Origin of the sequence: Gilliamella sp. wkB112, from assembly GCF_001690685.1 — a bacterium.
GTDB lineage: Bacteria > Pseudomonadota > Gammaproteobacteria > Enterobacterales > Orbaceae > Gilliamella > Gilliamella apicola_J.
Genome location: NZ_LZGL01000009.1, coordinates 452,122 through 468,275, shown reverse-complemented (window position 1 = coordinate 468,275; position 16,154 = coordinate 452,122). Strand labels below are relative to the sequence as shown.

At 34.5% G+C, this 16,154-nt stretch carries 16 protein-coding genes; 8 read left to right on the top strand and 8 right to left on the bottom strand.

Translation table 11 applies throughout. The features are described from left to right. Positions 1-93 precede the first annotated feature (93 nt). The 5 genes from A9G12_RS04515 to fdhD form a co-directional block, all read right to left on the bottom strand. Positions 94-567 carry a hypothetical protein gene (locus tag A9G12_RS04515; protein WP_065564658.1) on the bottom strand — a complete coding sequence of 158 codons (474 nt, stop codon included), beginning with the start codon at positions 565-567 and terminating at the stop codon, positions 94-96. Positions 568-1,096: 529 nt separating this feature from the next. After that, a complete protein-coding gene (locus tag A9G12_RS04510) occupies positions 1,097-2,011 on the bottom strand; it encodes an EamA family transporter (protein WP_065564657.1) in 915 nt (304 codons plus the stop codon). A gap of 120 nt (positions 2,012-2,131) precedes the next feature. Further along, on the bottom strand, positions 2,132-3,373 hold the full coding sequence (locus A9G12_RS04505; protein ID WP_065564656.1) for a nucleoside permease: 1,242 nt from the start codon (positions 3,371-3,373) through the stop codon (positions 2,132-2,134). Positions 3,374-3,436: 63 nt separating this feature from the next. Beyond that, the gene (locus tag A9G12_RS04500; protein ID WP_065556701.1) at positions 3,437-4,255 is read right to left on the bottom strand and encodes a purine-nucleoside phosphorylase; all 819 of its coding nucleotides are present in this window, start codon (positions 4,253-4,255) and stop codon (positions 3,437-3,439) included. Between the two features lie 211 nt (positions 4,256-4,466). Continuing rightward, positions 4,467-5,273 (bottom strand): formate dehydrogenase accessory sulfurtransferase FdhD, encoded by an 807-nt coding sequence (fdhD, locus tag A9G12_RS04495; protein ID WP_065564655.1) that lies wholly within the window; start codon positions 5,271-5,273, stop codon positions 4,467-4,469. A 212-nt stretch (positions 5,274-5,485) separates the two neighbouring features. Between fdhD and A9G12_RS04490 the strand changes: the two genes are divergently transcribed. Continuing rightward, positions 5,486-6,016 carry a DedA family protein gene (locus A9G12_RS04490; RefSeq protein ID WP_065564654.1) on the top strand — a complete coding sequence of 177 codons (531 nt, stop codon included), beginning with the start codon at positions 5,486-5,488 and terminating at the stop codon, positions 6,014-6,016. 147 nt (positions 6,017-6,163) lie between these two features. Here A9G12_RS04490 and asd read toward each other — a convergent pair whose 3' ends face one another. After that, complete coding sequence (gene asd / locus A9G12_RS04485; RefSeq protein ID WP_065564653.1) at positions 6,164-7,012, bottom strand: archaetidylserine decarboxylase; 849 nt, start codon at positions 7,010-7,012, stop codon at positions 6,164-6,166. A gap of 210 nt (positions 7,013-7,222) precedes the next feature. Here asd and rhaB point away from each other — a divergent pair, with 210 nt between their 5' ends. The 6 genes from rhaB (at position 7,223) to rhaM (ending at position 13,447) form a co-directional block, all read left to right on the top strand. Then, positions 7,223-8,644 carry a rhamnulokinase gene (rhaB, locus tag A9G12_RS04480; RefSeq protein ID WP_065564652.1) on the top strand — a complete coding sequence of 474 codons (1,422 nt, stop codon included), beginning with the start codon at positions 7,223-7,225 and terminating at the stop codon, positions 8,642-8,644. Positions 8,645-8,688: 44 nt separating this feature from the next. Then, on the top strand, positions 8,689-9,939 hold the full coding sequence (locus A9G12_RS04475) for an L-rhamnose isomerase (protein ID WP_065564651.1): 1,251 nt from the start codon (positions 8,689-8,691) through the stop codon (positions 9,937-9,939). A 13-nt stretch (positions 9,940-9,952) separates the two neighbouring features. Next, positions 9,953-10,777 carry a rhamnulose-1-phosphate aldolase gene (gene rhaD, locus A9G12_RS04470; RefSeq protein ID WP_065564650.1) on the top strand — a complete coding sequence of 275 codons (825 nt, stop codon included), beginning with the start codon at positions 9,953-9,955 and terminating at the stop codon, positions 10,775-10,777. Positions 10,778-10,831: 54 nt separating this feature from the next. Further along, entirely contained in the window at positions 10,832-11,866 is a 1,035-nt protein-coding gene (rhaT, locus tag A9G12_RS04465; RefSeq protein ID WP_065564649.1) for an L-rhamnose/proton symporter RhaT, read from the top strand. Positions 11,867-11,882: 16 nt separating this feature from the next. Beyond that, positions 11,883-13,034: a lactaldehyde reductase gene (gene fucO, locus A9G12_RS04460; protein ID WP_065564648.1), complete on the top strand. Its 1,152-nt coding sequence runs from the start codon at positions 11,883-11,885 to the stop codon at positions 13,032-13,034. A 98-nt stretch (positions 13,035-13,132) separates the two neighbouring features. Next, positions 13,133-13,447 (top strand): L-rhamnose mutarotase, encoded by a 315-nt coding sequence (rhaM, locus tag A9G12_RS04455; RefSeq protein WP_065564647.1) that lies wholly within the window; start codon positions 13,133-13,135, stop codon positions 13,445-13,447. 36 nt (positions 13,448-13,483) lie between these two features. On the opposite strand, the gene A9G12_RS04450 is transcribed toward rhaM, so the two are convergent. Together A9G12_RS04450 and rhaS are read right to left on the bottom strand one after the other, a co-directional pair. Continuing rightward, positions 13,484-14,335 (bottom strand): helix-turn-helix domain-containing protein, encoded by an 852-nt coding sequence (locus A9G12_RS04450; protein WP_065564646.1) that lies wholly within the window; start codon positions 14,333-14,335, stop codon positions 13,484-13,486. A 29-nt stretch (positions 14,336-14,364) separates the two neighbouring features. Continuing rightward, the gene (gene rhaS / locus A9G12_RS04445; RefSeq protein WP_081299651.1) at positions 14,365-15,189 is read right to left on the bottom strand and encodes an HTH-type transcriptional activator RhaS; all 825 of its coding nucleotides are present in this window, start codon (positions 15,187-15,189) and stop codon (positions 14,365-14,367) included. Between the two features lie 372 nt (positions 15,190-15,561). On the opposite strand from rhaS, the gene A9G12_RS04440 reads away from it, so the two are divergent. Further along, positions 15,562-15,756: a hypothetical protein gene (locus tag A9G12_RS04440; RefSeq protein WP_065564645.1), complete on the top strand. Its 195-nt coding sequence runs from the start codon at positions 15,562-15,564 to the stop codon at positions 15,754-15,756. The last annotated feature ends 398 nt before the right edge of the window (positions 15,757-16,154 follow it).

The following is a 16,154-nucleotide window of genomic DNA, read 5'->3' as shown; positions in this document are numbered from 1 at the left end:
GTATTTAATAATTTACTTCAATAAAAACAGGGCATATTGCCCTGTTAAAAAATAGTTATTAGTTGATGATTACCTAATTTTGCTCAACCTTAACTAACTGTCCCAAAGCATAATTGAATTATCTGCAGTGAGGACTAATGGTGGTGCAAAGAGATAATCTTTAATTTTTTTAGGTAACAAACAACAATCATGCAAATCAAATTTTAGTTTAGGGTAAAGTTCAATGATCTCTTTTAAACGATTGGCTAATAATTTTTTTATTTTATTAGATTCTTCGTCTAGAGCAATTTCATCCTTCAACATTCCTATTTGTTTAGCATGGTGCTCTGATTCAAAGATTTCATTAAAAATAAAACGAAATTCACGATTATCATTAGTTTCGTTTGTGTACTCTTTTTCCGTATACGTTGCATGATGGAGTTTATGTTTTTTAATTCGTAAGGCAAAAACTTCATCAGCTTGGATTGGATTATTTGAATTTGCATCCCATTGGTTTAATGTTTTTTGGGAAAGTAGTGATTTATTGCCGGGAATCAAGGTAAATAAAGGTTTTTTATATGTCGCCATTCTATAACTTCCTTTTTATTTTCAGGATAATAAGATAACAATATGTCTGACAATGAAAAAAAACGGTTACTACTATTTGTTAAGATATTTTAGGTATTGCGTGAAATTCACAATAAAAAACTAGATTGTAAACTGAGAACTCAATTTTATATTTAACTTAAAATGCCATATTAAATTGTTTCTCATTAATTAATTGATAAAAAAAAACTTAATTTTGATAAATCTATATATTACGATCAGATAATCTTTCCATTGCTTGACCAACAAATCCAGAAGGTCTCCCCACAGCTAAACTATCTGCGGCAGTAATATTATCAATACAATCTAGAAGTTATTATAATGGGGGCGTTCTATCAATATTCAATACCAAAGATTTTTTATTAACAGCTATACTAAAAATAGTTAAACAGTAAATAAACTTAAACTTGTACATGTTATTTATTGGTTGAACTTATTGAGTTATTGTTGTCGTTATTGGTAATTCTATTTAAAAAGGAGCGATTAATAATCGCTCCTAAAACTGATAAAATTAATGTTTTTTGCGGATATGTTTTAAATTAGGTAATACCATTGCGGACAAAATCAGAAACACTCCTATCCATTGATTAAAGCAAACTGATTCTTGTAAATACCAATATGAGCAAGTGACCGCAACTGGAAGTTCCGCAGTTGATAAAATGGCACTTAACGAAATTCCAATCTTGGGCATACCGACTGCAAATAAAAATGGTGGTAAAACGGTACCCAGTAATGCTAATAATAAACCTAATTGGTAAATCAGATCATTAAAACTCAATTTAAACAAAAATAGAGGTGGAAATATCGCAAAAGTGACAATACATGCACCGGTAATCATTAAAGCACTCTTTTCCAATTTAGGTAAATGATTACCAATATTACTGCTGGTGCTGATAAATAATGAATACATTAATGCTGCTAACAATCCAAATAAACAACCGGTTAAATTTAAATGAATGCTTTGATTAGTAATGCCAGCTGCCAAGCAACTACCTACAATAATTACAATTACTGCCAATAGTCGCATGCTTGTTGGTTTATTTTTAAATACTATAAAATCAATCATTACACTCATCCATAAGTATTGCATTAATAAAATAATAGCAATAGAAGCCGGCACTAATTGGACACATTGGTAATAGCATATTCCTACCAATCCTGGAAAAATCCCGGTAGCGACAACTTTCCATCTTGGTGTGAATGGTTGATTGTTGTGATGAGTATTGGCTTTCTTTTTGGAATTCCTAAAGGTAGTAAAAATAATATGAAGTCCCCATAAAATTAACATGCCAAACAAACATTGCACCCCAGTGACTTCACCTAAGGTATAACCGGCATGATAAGCGGTTTTAACAATAGAGGATAACACTCCGAAGCTGCAAGCCCCTAAAAAAACTAACAAACCACCTATAAACTGCTGTTTCATATTTAAATCTCATTATTTTTTATATCGGTTGCATCGTTTTTGACGATGACAGGACAGACAAAAGTAACAGGAGGTGATCCTGTTACTTGGTTTCGATTTTTTATTGCTTAGTTAATTAAATTATTGATTGGTTACTGAATCTTTTTTATGATCATAATTAAAGGTAAAGTAGAAAATGATGCAGAGTAATAACGCATAAGACGCAAAAATTAGCCAAATAGTTTGCCAATCTTTGATACCATCATGAGTACACATATCAACAACTAAACCACTTAGAATCGAACCAATATAAGCACCGATGCCGTTTACCATAGTCATATAGAGACCTTGAGCACTAGCTCGAATTGTTGAATTGACTTCTTTTTCAATAAAAATAGAACCAGAAATATTAAAAAAGTCAAAGGCGCACCCATAAACAATCATGGATAACATCAATAGAACAAAGCCGAACGGTGATGGGTCGCCAAAGGCAAATAAGCCAAAGCGTAATGTCCAAGCGATCATGCTGATGATCATAACTTTTTTAATACCCAATTTCTTAAGGAAAAATGGAATGGTTAAAATAAAGCCCACTTCAGCCATTTGTGAAACGGATAATAAAATTGCCGCATGACTCACAACTAAGCTATCTTTATATTGTGGGTAATTAGCAAAATCATGTAAAAAAGCACCGCCAAAAACATTAGTAATTTGTAATATAGCGCCTAGTAACATGGCAAACAGGAAAAATACTGCCATAATAGGCTTTTTAAATAACACAAACGCATCTAATCCTAAACGTGAAAACCACGATTGGTTTTGTTGTTTAATAATAGGAATATTAGGTAATGTAGCTGTGTACAGAACTAATAAAACTGATGCTGCTGATGCTACATAAAGTTGCATATTACTTAATTCATATCCAAGCAAGCTAATTGTCCACATTGCTACGATAAAACCTATGGTTCCAAATACTCGCACTTTAGGAAATACCGTAACAGTATCTAAATTACCTTTATCCAAACAATAATAACTAATTGAATTAGACAAAGAGATGGTTGGCATAAACGCAAATGCATTACACGCCATAATCCAAAACATAGCTGTTGAATCATTAATTGGTGCTGCATAAAACAGAGCAATTGCACCGACCAAATGGCAAAGCATATACAAATATTTACCCGGTATAAATTTATCCGCAATAATTCCAAGAATGGCTGGCATAATTAGAGCAGCAAGGCCTTTAGAACTAAAAACAAAGCCAACTTCAACCCCTGAAAAATGCAGGGTGTTATTCATGTAAGCGCCAAATGTTGTTAACCAACTTCCCCAAATAAAATATTGGAGAAACATCATGATTTTTAATCTATTTTTTATGTCCATTGTTTATGCCTAGTATCATAAAGTGAATTGTAACCAATATCTTTAACCTTATAAAAGGCTCAGTTAGAAACGAGTTATAGTTTGAGTTATCAATTGTAAAAAGGTTGATTTAACCCGTTCGGCTGTTTCAATTACTTCTTCATGGCCTAAAGGTTGATCTAAAATGCCACAAGCCATATTAGTTAAGCAGGATATTCCAATAGTTTTGATGCCAGAATGGTGCGCAATAATCGCTTCAGGTACCGTTGACATGCCAACCGCATCTGCACCTAACACTCGAATCATTCTAACTTCAGCAGGAGTTTCATAAGTTGGGCCGGTCCACCATGCATAAACACCGTGACGAAGTGTAATATTCAGTTCTTTGGCTACATCAACTACTGTTGCGCGTAGTTGTTTGTTATACACTTCACTAACATCTAAAAATCTAACCCCTAATTCATCATTATTTGGCCCCATTAACGGATTATTAGCTGTGAGATTAATATGATCGGTGATCAGCATTAAATCACCTGGTTGAAAGCTGGTATTCACCGCACCACAAGCATTGGTAATAATCAGTTTTTCAACACCAAGCATTTTCATTACCCGCACAGGGAAAGTAACCTGATCTAAAGTAAAGCCTTCGTAGTAATGGAATCGACCCTTCATAGCTACAACTGTCTTATCGCCACTTTTACCAATTACTAATTCATTAGCATGGCCTACTGCGGCAGATTTAGCAAAATGAGGAATAGTATGGTAAGGAATATGAACCGCATCAGTAAGAGTATCGGCAAAAGGTCCTAACCCTGAACCAAGAATAATACCTATGGTAGGTTTTTTATCGGTTTGTTGCTGAATATAATTAACGGCTTGTTGAATATCTGCTGTTTGATGCATGACGGTATCCCTTAGAATTTTGTAGTTACTAATCAATAAAACTTTTCATCAATGAAAAAAATAATATATAAGAAAATCAAAGCATTTCTTATATAGCAAGGCGTATATTATGATGAACTTCTCACAATAAAGAAAGGTACATGTGCAATTATGTTGCTATAAAATGATTGGTTTAAATTTTTTAATTATATAAATCAATATGTTGTTTAAATTAAATAATGCGAGATTCACCCGAATAAATTACACCTTTATCTCCGCGAAAAAATCCCACTAAAGTTAAATTACATTGTTTAGCCATATCAACTGCCATCGATGTTGCTGCTGAAACAGCAAGTAAAATTTCAATGCCACAGACAGCGGTTTTTTGCACCATTTCATAGCTAGCTCGGCTAGAAACCAATATTAATCCTTTGTTATCATTACTGAGATTTTGTAATTGTTTAGCTCGGAAACCGAGTAATTTATCTAAGGCAACATGGCGGCCAATATCTTCAAAACCAGCAATAAAATTACCTTGTACGTCAAGCCACACTGCGGCATGAGTACAACCAGTTTGGCTACCAACTATTTGCACTTGTTTTAAATTTGCAAGCACATTACTAAAATTAGTTAACTTAATACTGCTAGTAAGTGGTAATGAAGGGATGATTTGACAGACTTGATCAATCTGTTCGGTACCACAAATTCCACAGCCGGTTCTGCCGCTTAAATTGCGACGTTTGGTTTTTAATTCAAGGAATCGTCTGGATGATAATTCTATATGAACTTCAATTCCTTTCGAGTTTTCTATAATATCAATGCCGTAAATTTCACTAACTGACTCAATAATTTTTTCAGTTAATGAAAAACCAATAGCAAAATAGTCAAGGTCTTTAGGGGTAGCCATCATCACTACATGTGAAATACCGTTGTAAACTAATGCCACCGGTTTTTCTATAGCCAACACATCTTGTTCCGTGTGTTGTAATTGACTGTGGTTAAATTTATTTACTGCAATAGTTTCGATTCCAATGGTCATGTTTATCTCTTGGAGATTAGCTCAATAATAAGTAAATTTAATAAAAGTTGATAGCGTCTATTAGTAAACAATTAAAAACAAATTAACCAATTATTAATAATCGTTAAATATATTTAAAAGATGCTACTGCTAAATGGCAAACTTAAAACTATAATTGATTATTATGGTAAAATGGCAAAATATAATCAATTTATAATTTACGAAGCAAAGGTATGTCATTACAGCAAATTACCCACGTAATAATGCAATTTATTCAAAATAATCAAATGTGGGCTTTACCAATTATTTTTTTATTAGCCTTTGGTGAATCATTAGCTATTATTTCGCTGTTAGTGCCGGCAACTGCTATTTTATTAGGTGCTGGTGCTTTAATTGGTGCAGGGGCGATTTCATTTGTACCTGTGTTAATTGCAGCTTCATTAGGGGCGATTATTGGTGATTCGGTTTCTTATTGGTTAGGTAAACATTATCATCAAGTTGTCATTACCTCTTGGCCTCTCAATCGACACCCTAAATTAGTTTTTCGTGCCGAGCAATTTTTCCATCGTTATGGGACCTTTGGCGTTTTTATTGGTAGATTTTTTGGACCTTTACGGGCAATTGTGCCGTTAATTGCTGGTACGATGCAAATGCCAACCAGTAAATTTAATCTAGCTAATATTAGCTCTGCACCAGTTTGGGCTTTTGTATTACTTGCTCCTGGTGCCTATGGCGTCCCTTGGCTTGAAACTTTATTCGGTTAAATCGAACCAGCGGTATAACCATGTCATTCATATTTACGGCTAAGTGCTTCCAAATTGGTTTGCAAAGGTAGAAATAGTAGTTGCAAACCATGTTTACGGTAAGCTTCAATGATTAACTTTTGAATTTCACTACATAGCTATATAAAGTTATATCCTTTCGGCTAATTTTCGACCAACTCGAGTTGTATTGCCAATTTTCAAGTCGCTACTAAATTCAATTGTATTAGAAGCGAATAAAGTAATTACGGTTGAACCTAATTTAAAGCAACCCATATCTTGGCCTTTGGTTAATTTCACTTCACCAGCATAGGTCCAACGTTTCATGATACCATCACGCGGTGGAGTGATTACTCCTTCCCATTGAACTTCAATACTACCAACAATGGTTGCTCCCACTAAAATTTGAGCCATTGGACCAAATTCAGTTTCAAATAAGCAAATTACTCGCTCATTACGAGCAAAAATATTAGGAATACCTTGAGTTGTAGCTTGGCTTACTGAAAATAAAGATCCTGGCACATAAATCATTTCCCGCAATATACCATCGCATGGCATATGAAAACGATGATAATTTTTAGGTGATAAGTAAGTGGTTGCATATGAACCATTAGTAAAAAACTTAATCATGTCAGGATGGCAAGCAAGTAAAGACTCTAAAGAATAAAAATGCCCCTTAGCCTGTAATAATTGATTAGCTTGAATAGAACCGAATTGACTTAGCACTCCATCAGCAGGCATTACCACCACATTAGCAGTGTCATCTATTGGACGAGTTCCATCTTTTAATTCTCGGGCAAAAAAATCATTAAAGGTTTGGTAATCTTTGGCGTTGCTTAATTTTGCTTCATCTAAGTTAATTTTATATAGTTTGCTAAAACCGATGATCAACCAAGTAGTTACTTTACCCAATCGTTTTTTAGCTAACCAACCAAAAATACTGGTTAATAACTGCTTAGGTAAAAGATACTGAATGATTGCTTTAAATTGGTTTAACATAAATTGCTCTCTATAATTGCTGGAAACTCGCCATTATAACAAGAATTATTAGTAATGTGTAAAGTCGCTTTAATTGCTAATTTGTGGCATAGATCACACTCACTTTTAAAATTTTGCCAATAAGATTAAAACAATGGCAAACATTCAAATGTTGCTAAGTTCAATCCTATCTAGACTGTAACCATCAAAACAATAATCAGGATAGTTAGAATGGTAGATAGATATATAGCAGCTATAGATTTAGGGGCTTCAAGTGGTAGGGTAATGTTAGCTCGTTATCAATCACAAACCCAACATCTAACTCTGGAAGAGATTCATCGCTTTAGTAATGGATTTAAACCGATAGCTCAAAAATTTTGTTGGGATCTTGTTTATTTAGAACAGGAAATCCTAACCGGACTTAACAAAATTAGCGAACAAAATATCAAGCTCGATAGTATTGGTATTGATACTTGGGGCGTTGATTATGTTTTGCTAGATAAAAATGGTGCTGTAGTTGGTCCTACTTATGCTTACCGCGATCACCGCACTGATAACTTAATGACAAAAGTTCAATCAGAATTTGGTACAGAAAATATTTATCAAAAAACCGGTATTCAATTTCTGACTTTCAATACCTTGTATCAACTTAAAGCCATGATGCAAGAACAACCTGATTGGCTAGAACAAGTTACCGATTTAGTGATGATCCCCGATTATCTTATTTATAGACTAACAGGTAAACTTAATCGCGAATATACCAATGCTACTACTACTCAATTAGTTAATGTGGCTACCAATGATTGGGATAATGATTTACTGAATTATCTAGGCGTACCTCGCCAGTGGTTTGGCAACATCCAAGCACCCGGTAATACAGTAGGTTATTGGCACAATGCTCGTGGTGATGCTATCCCCGTTATTGCAATAGCAAGTCATGATACTGCGAGTGCTGTTATTGCCGCACCACTTAAAAATAAAAGTTGTGCTTACTTATGTTCTGGAACTTGGTCGTTGATGGGAATTGAATCCAAAACCCCAGTCACTGGCTCTGAAGCTCTAAAAGCTAATATCACTAATGAAGGTGGTGTTAATGGTTATTATAGAGTATTGAAAAACATAATGGGTTTATGGTTGTTTCAAAGAGTATGTGCTGAACACAACGTATCAGACATTACCTCTCTAATTGAACAAGCCAGACAACAACAACCATTTATATACGTAGTCAATCCTAATGATGCCAGATTTTTAAATCCAGAATCAATGACTGAAGCAATCAAACAAGTGTCATTGGAAACTAATCATCAAGCGCCACAAACCTTACCACAACTGGTACGCTGTATCTTTGATAGTTTAGCTATGCTTTATAAAACAGTGATAGATGAATTATCAACCTTAACAAAACAGCCAATAGAAACCTTACATATTGTTGGTGGAGGTTGTCAAAATGCCTTTTTGAACCAATTATGTGCTGATTTATGCAAAATTGATGTAACTGCTGGCCCAATTGAATCTTCAGCGCTAGGCAATATAGGGTATCAACTAATCTCATTAGGCGATGTTCCTAATGTCCCCCGCTTGCGTGAAATTATTGCGCAAAATTTTGACACTAAATATTACCGTCCAATGACTAATTACGATCTGGGTAAATGATTAATTAATTGAAAAAATTCATATATTTTATTAAGGAGTATCCGATGAGTGGAATTGATAATGCCTACCAAATTGCTAAAGCAAGATTTGCTGAAATTGGTGTAGATACAGATGCAGCCATTACTGCGATGGCTAAATTACCTATCTCAGTTCATTGCTGGCAAGGTGATGATGTAGCAGGTTTTGAAAAACAAGCAGGTGATTTAACTGGTGGAATACAAGCAACTGGTAACTATCCAGGTAAAGCGCGTACTGCTGATGAACTTAGATCTGACTTAGATACTGCATTTAAACTTATACCTGGTCCTAAACGCCTTAATTTACATGCATGTTATTTAGAATCAGAGCAAAATGTCGACCGTAATGAAGTGAAACCTGAACATTTTACTAATTGGGTAAATTGGGCAAAACAGCAAAAAATCGGATTAGATTTTAATCCAACTTATTTTTCTCATCCTTTGAGCAATGATGGTACGTTAACACATACTAACAAAGAAATACGTCAATTTTGGATCGAACATGGTAAAGCTTGCCGTAAAGTGTCCGAATATTTTGGTAAAGAGTTAGGTACACCATCAGTAATGAATATTTGGTTACCGGATGGCATGAAGGACATTACCATCGATAAATTTGGCCCAAGGCAACGTTTATTAGAATCTTTGGATGAAGTTATTAGTGAAAAAATCGATCCAAAATATCATATCGATGCAGTAGAAAGTAAATTATTTGGTATCGGTTTAGAATCATACACTGCCGGTTCGAATGAATTTTATCTTGCTTATGCTACTTCACGCAAAACTGCTCTTTGTTTAGATGCTGGCCATTTCCATCCAACTGAAGTTATCTCCGACAAAATTTCAGCAGTTATGCCATTTGTTGAACATTTGTTATTACATGTTAGCCGCCCGGTACGTTGGGATAGTGACCATGTGGTACTGTTTGATGATGAAACCCAAAACATTGCTAGTGAAATCATCCGTAACAATTTATTTGATCGCGTGCATATTGGTTTAGATTTCTTTGATGCTTCAATCAACCGTATTGCGGCTTGGGTTATTGGTACTCGCAATATGAAAAAATGTTTATTAAAAGCGCTATTAGAACCTACTGATAAACTTAAAAAAATGGAACACGATCGTGATTTCACTTCCCGCTTAGCATTATTAGAAGAGCAAAAATCATTACCATGGCAAGCCGTTTGGGACAAATATTGTCAACTCAACGATGTTCCAGTTGGTAGTGCTTGGTTAGATGTAGTTAGTCAATACGAAAAAACAGTATTAAGTCAACGTTAATAAGGTGAGGACTATGCAACAGATTCTATCTTCATGGTTTGTACAAGGTATGATTAAAGCCACATATGATATGTGGTTAAAAGGCTGGGATGAACGTAATGGTGGTAATGTTAGCTTACGTTTGCTCGATAGTGATGTGGCTTCGTTTACAAATGATTTTTATACAAATCCTCGACACGAATCATTAACTCAAGATGTAAGCAAACTTGCTAATCAATACTTTATTGTTACAGGTTCAGGCAAATTTTTCCGTAATGTCATATTAGACCCAGCCGATACTTTAGCTGTGGTTAAGATTGATGAACAAGGAAAAGGTTATTACATAATGTGGGGGTTAATTAATGGTGGTTTACCAACCTCTGAATTAGCAGCACATTTGCAATCACATATTGTCCGTATGGAAAACAGTCAGGGTAAAGACCGTGTCATTATGCATTGCCATGCCACTAACTTAATAGCCTTAACTTATGTGTTAGAGCTTGAAAGCACAGTCATAACCAGACTGTTATGGGAAATGAGTACCGAGTGTTTGGTAGTCTTTCCTGATGGAGTCGGTGTGGTGCCGTGGATGGTTCCTGGTAAAGATGAAATTGGTTATGCCACAGCTAAACAGATGGCAGCACATACTTTAGTGTTATGGGCATTTCATGGCGTGTTTGGTACCGGACCAACTTTAGATGAAGCCTTTGGTTTAATTGATACCGCTGAAAAATCAGCAGAAATATTAGTTAAAGTGTTATCCATGGGGGGCAAACGCCAAACAATATCTACGGAGCAATTTAAACACTTGGCTGAACGTTTTGGCGTTAATCCGATGGCAGATGCGTTAAAAGTATAACCAGTGGATTAACAAACCAAATTTAAAGTTATAAAAAAATATAAGGGCAAATATATGGGTAGTTCAATTATATTAGGTATTTTTTGGCACTTTGTTGGTGCCACTTCGGCAGCATGCTTTTATGCTCCTTTGAAAAAGGTGCAAAATTGGTCATGGGAAACCATGTGGTCAGTAGCAGGTATTTTTTCATGGATTATTTTACCATGGTCAATTAGCTATTTTTTACTGCCTGACTTCTGGGCATATTATGGTTCATTTGGATCTGATGTGCTGATACCGGTATTCCTATTTGGTGCCATGTGGGGTGTTGGTAATGTTGGTTATGGTTTAACCATGCGTTATTTAGGTATGTCAATGGGGATTGGTATAGCTATTGGTATCACCTTAATTGTAGGTACTTTAATGACTCCAATTCTACAAGGTAAATTTGGTGAATTAATAGCTTCTACTGGCGGCAAAATGACTATTTTAGGCGTTATTGTTGCTGTGGTGGGTGTGGCAATTGTTTCTTATGCTGGGCTATTAAAAGAAAAAACACTGGGTGTTCAAGTTGAGGATTTTAACCTTAAAAAAGGATTATTGTTAGCAATTATGTGTGGGATCTTCTCAGCGGGTATGTCATTTGCTATGAGCTATGCAGTACCAATGCACACTAAAGCTGCGGAATTAGGAGTTGATCATCTTTATGTTGCATTACCTAGTTACGTGGTAATTATGGGGGGAGGTGCCATTATTAACCTTGGTTTTTGTATCATTAGATTATGTGCTAAAAAAGATCTTTCTTTTAAACGCGATATGTCAGTGGCTAAATCTCTACTTATTAGTAATGCACTATTTGCCATCCTTGGTGGTGCGATGTGGTATTTCCAATTCTTCTTTTATGCTTGGGGGCACGCCAACATCCCAACCGAATATGGCTTCATGAGTTGGATGTTACACATGAGCTTCTATGTATTATGTGGTGGTATTGTTGGTCTAGTATTAAAAGAATGGCTTGGCACTGGTAAAAAACCGGTACGTATACTTTGCATCGGTTGTTTAGTGATTATTGTGGCCGCCAATATTGTTGGGCTAGGTATGGCTAACTAATTAAAAGGAATAATATATGACTTTTCGTATGATCTTAAATGAAACTTCTTATTTTGGGGCGGGTTCTATCAGCCACATTGTAGATGAAGTTAAAAAGCGTGGTTTCAAAAAAGCATTAGTAGTAACCGATAAAGATTTAATTAAGTTTAAAGTAGCAACTAAGGTTACCAATATATTAGATCAAAATGGCTTAAAATATCAGATTTTTGATGAAGTCATGCCTAATCCAACAATTGGAATAGTAAAAAAGGGTGTTGAAATCTTTAAACAATCTGGAGCTGATTATCTAATTGCTATTGGTGGGGGGTCCCCGCAAGATACCGCCAAAGCAATAGGTATTATAATTAATAATCCAGAATTTGCAGATGTACGTAGCTTAGAAGGTGTTGCACCAACTAAAAAACCGGCAGTACCAACTATCGCTATCCCTACTACAGCAGGTACAGCAGCCGAAGTAACAATCAACTATGTGATCACCGACGAAGAAAAGAAACGTAAATTTGTATGTGTAGATCCACATGATATTCCAGCGGTTGCTATTGTTGATTCCGACATGATGGCAAGTATGCCAGCTAGCTTAAAAGCCGCAACCGGGGTAGATGCGCTAACTCATGCTATTGAAGGTTATATTACTAAAGGCGCTTGGGAATTGTCAGATATGTTCCACCTCAAAGCCATCGAAGTGATTTCACGTTCGTTACGTGATTCAGTTAAAGGTATTGCCAAAGGTGGTGAGGATATGGCATTAGGACAATATATTGCTGGTATGGGATTCTCTAATGTTGGTTTAGGTTTAGTTCATGGTATGGCACATCCACTGGGTGCTTTTTATGGTACTCCGCATGGTGTGGCTAATGCAGTCTTATTGCCTCATATTATGGCTTATAATGCTGAATTTACGGCAGATAAATATCGTAATATTGCCAAAGCCATGGGTGTGCAAGGAACCGAAACCTTGAGTATCCAAGAAGCTCGAAAGGCGGCAGTTGATGCAGTTAAACAGCTTAATAAAGATGTGGGTATTCCGGCAACATTAAAAGAGATTGGCGTTAAACAAGAAGATATCTCGGCACTAGCTCAAGCTGCTTTTGATGATGTTTGTACTGGCGGCAATCCTCGCGACACCAAGGTCAAAGAAATTGAGGAATTGTATCGTTCAGTGTATTGATTAATTACTTGAAATATATACCAAAGGAATGGGGTTATCTAGCAATATTTCCCATTCCTTCTAAGGTATAAACAGCCAATATAAAAAGGGGAATAAAGATGTTAAGAAAAGCATCCATAATGCAAGTTAACCCAGACAAGCATGCCGAATATAAAAAACGCCATGACGAAATTTTTCCAGAATTAGTTGAAGAATTAAAAGCACATGGTGCACACAATTATTCAATTTTCTTAGATAGCAAACGTAATTTATTATTTGCATATGTGGAGATTGAATCCGAAGAGCGTTGGGATGCGGTAGCTAAAACTGCAGCTTGCCAAAAATGGTGGGCATTTATGCGAGATATTATGCCAAGCAATGCTGATAACAGTCCTATAAGTGAAGAACTCGTACCAGTTTTCTACCTTAAATAAAAAAATTACTCTCTTTAAGCATATATAAGAGAGTAATCAACGTATTTTGGTATTATGAAATTTGGCACGATATTGCGAAGGCGTTTGATCTGTTTCTTTTTTAAATACTGCTGAAAAATAATTACTATCATCATAACCACATTCAGCCGAAATAACACTTATAGCTGTAGATGTATTGCGTAGTAATGACATAGCTTTACATAAACGTAGTTTGTGTAAATAACCGTTGATTGTCATTCCTGTTTGCTGCTTAAATAATCGGCTAAGTGAACGGCTGGCAATATTATAATTTTTACAAAACATCTCAAAATTAAACGGGCTAGCAATACTATTATGTAATACGGTAAACAATATATCTAACTGGTGGGTTGCTGTTGGAGCAATGTCATTAGGTTGTTGTTTAATTCTATCGAGTAAAATAACAAATTGTAAAAATAAAGCTTCGGACAAATGTACAGAAGCTAAATTATTTTTTTTTGATTCAATAGATAATTGTTCAATTAAAGGTGATAACTGTTTTAAATATGACGGATGAATGCGCCACACTCGCTCAGTATGTTTAGCCGTAGTTTTTGGTAAATACTGTTCAATAATAGTCGATAAAAATAAGGTTCCCCTTATATATAATATATTGTCAAGCTTAAGGCTATTTACTGATTCGTAACCATGAATATCATCATGATTAATATATAAAATATCGCCGCTAGTTATGGGATAAATATAGTCATTCCAAATATGTACTCCATTACCGGAAGAAACCACAACCAACTCATCAAAATCGTGGTCATGTAACGGAAAAGGATCTTGATGTTCTCTTTTTTCAACAGTAACGGTATTCAAATCAGAAATAAAATAATCCTGCTTATATAAATGTAAATATTTATGCATAACCGATCCCTGTTAGTATAACCAAAAAATTAATGATACCGTTTATCTGGGTTATTACGTAATGTTTGTGGCGTAAGATTAAATTCTTGCTTAAAACACGTTGCAAAATAAGCACTATCATTAAAACCACTCTCTTGAGCAATAGCTGTCACTGATTTATTGGTATAAATTAATTGTGAATAAGCATTGGCTAACCGCAGTTTTATCAAATATTTCTGGGGAGAAATGCCTATCTCATTTTTTACATGCCGATGGAATGAACGTAAGGATAACGAAAATTGTTGGGTAACACGGCTCCAATCAATATCCTCTTTAAAATGAACTTGTACCCAGCGTAACAATTGCCTAACACGATTATCGTTTGAGCCTGTTCCAGTTTCAACATATTGATTTTGTTTAAATAAAATCAGTAATTGTAAAAATAAACTTTCCTGATAAGCCGTAGATTCTTTTCCATTATGATTTAATTGTGTCAAAATGGTTTGAATATTGTGATCACATTTTTTATCAAAAAAGTAATGAGCTTGAAAAGGATCTTGTTGGGGGAGCAAATCGCCAATTCCATTGATGAAATTAAATCTATCAGGATCTCTAAATAAAATATTGACCAAATGTAAATTATCCACATTTTCGTATAAATGGCAGTCTGATGCATGAATGTAAAACATCATACCTGGGTATAAATCAAATAAATGACCGTTTAAAATATGCTTACCATGCCCACCAGTTACTATTACAATTTCATTAAAGTTATGCGTATGCTCAGGATAAACCGGTTGAGGGTTTCTTGGTTCAATAGTGATATTTTGCTCATTACAAGCAAAAAAGTCCTTATCAAAAAGCATCTGTACCATGAAATAATCCTCGCTTCAATGATAATGAGAATATTCTATTTAGGAAATAATAATCTGACCATCAAGATTCGGACATAGGAAATATATTTTTGGCTGTAATTTATAGGAAATTGTGACTTTTTTGTAAAAGTGTGCGAGAACTCACATTTTTGCAAAACCAGACAATAACAAGAAAAAGTAAAACGATGACAAAAGTATGTTGAGACAAGAAAACGGAACAGTTTGACAATAGATCATAAGTAATACTAATGCTAGAAAAAATGTTTACAATGATAGAGTTAAGTAAGAAATTATAAATATTAAAATTAAATAGTTGGAACATGAAATAAGTATTTAAAAAAAATAGATGACATTACAAAGGGAAAATTAGTTATGACTCTTGATATATATAAGATTGAAATTATATTTAATTTAATTATTAATAAATTGAAAAGTGACGGCATCCATAAAATATCTTTTGATTATGATTTTTTATTAAATTCAATTAATAAAGATATTATTATAAATGGAGATTTGAGAAAATTATCTCATCTTTTAAGATATATAGCAGATAAGTTAGATTTATGAAATTAGATCTTCATCTTAGATTTTATATATTTGCTAATTAAAATTGATAGTTAATTCTGATACTTAGTAATTCATAATCACAGATTAAGTTCCATTACCAACTGTTGGTTGTGGCGTACGTTTCTTACAACTGACTGATTTTTAATTAGGATCTAAACAGAAAATATTTTGCTACTTTATAATCCTCCCATATCTATAAACCCTTTACAGACTGAAAACTATTGTAAAGAAGTTTCAGATCAGCTATATGTTTTAGTCCATTTTTATTTGGTTAGTAATACTTAACTAGTCGGTAATATAGAAAATTATAATGAAAGGTGTATGTGAAAAGTTAAAAGCACATTCATCCAACATAAGAATGTGCCTTTGATTAGCTATGGTCACCATTATAATGGAAT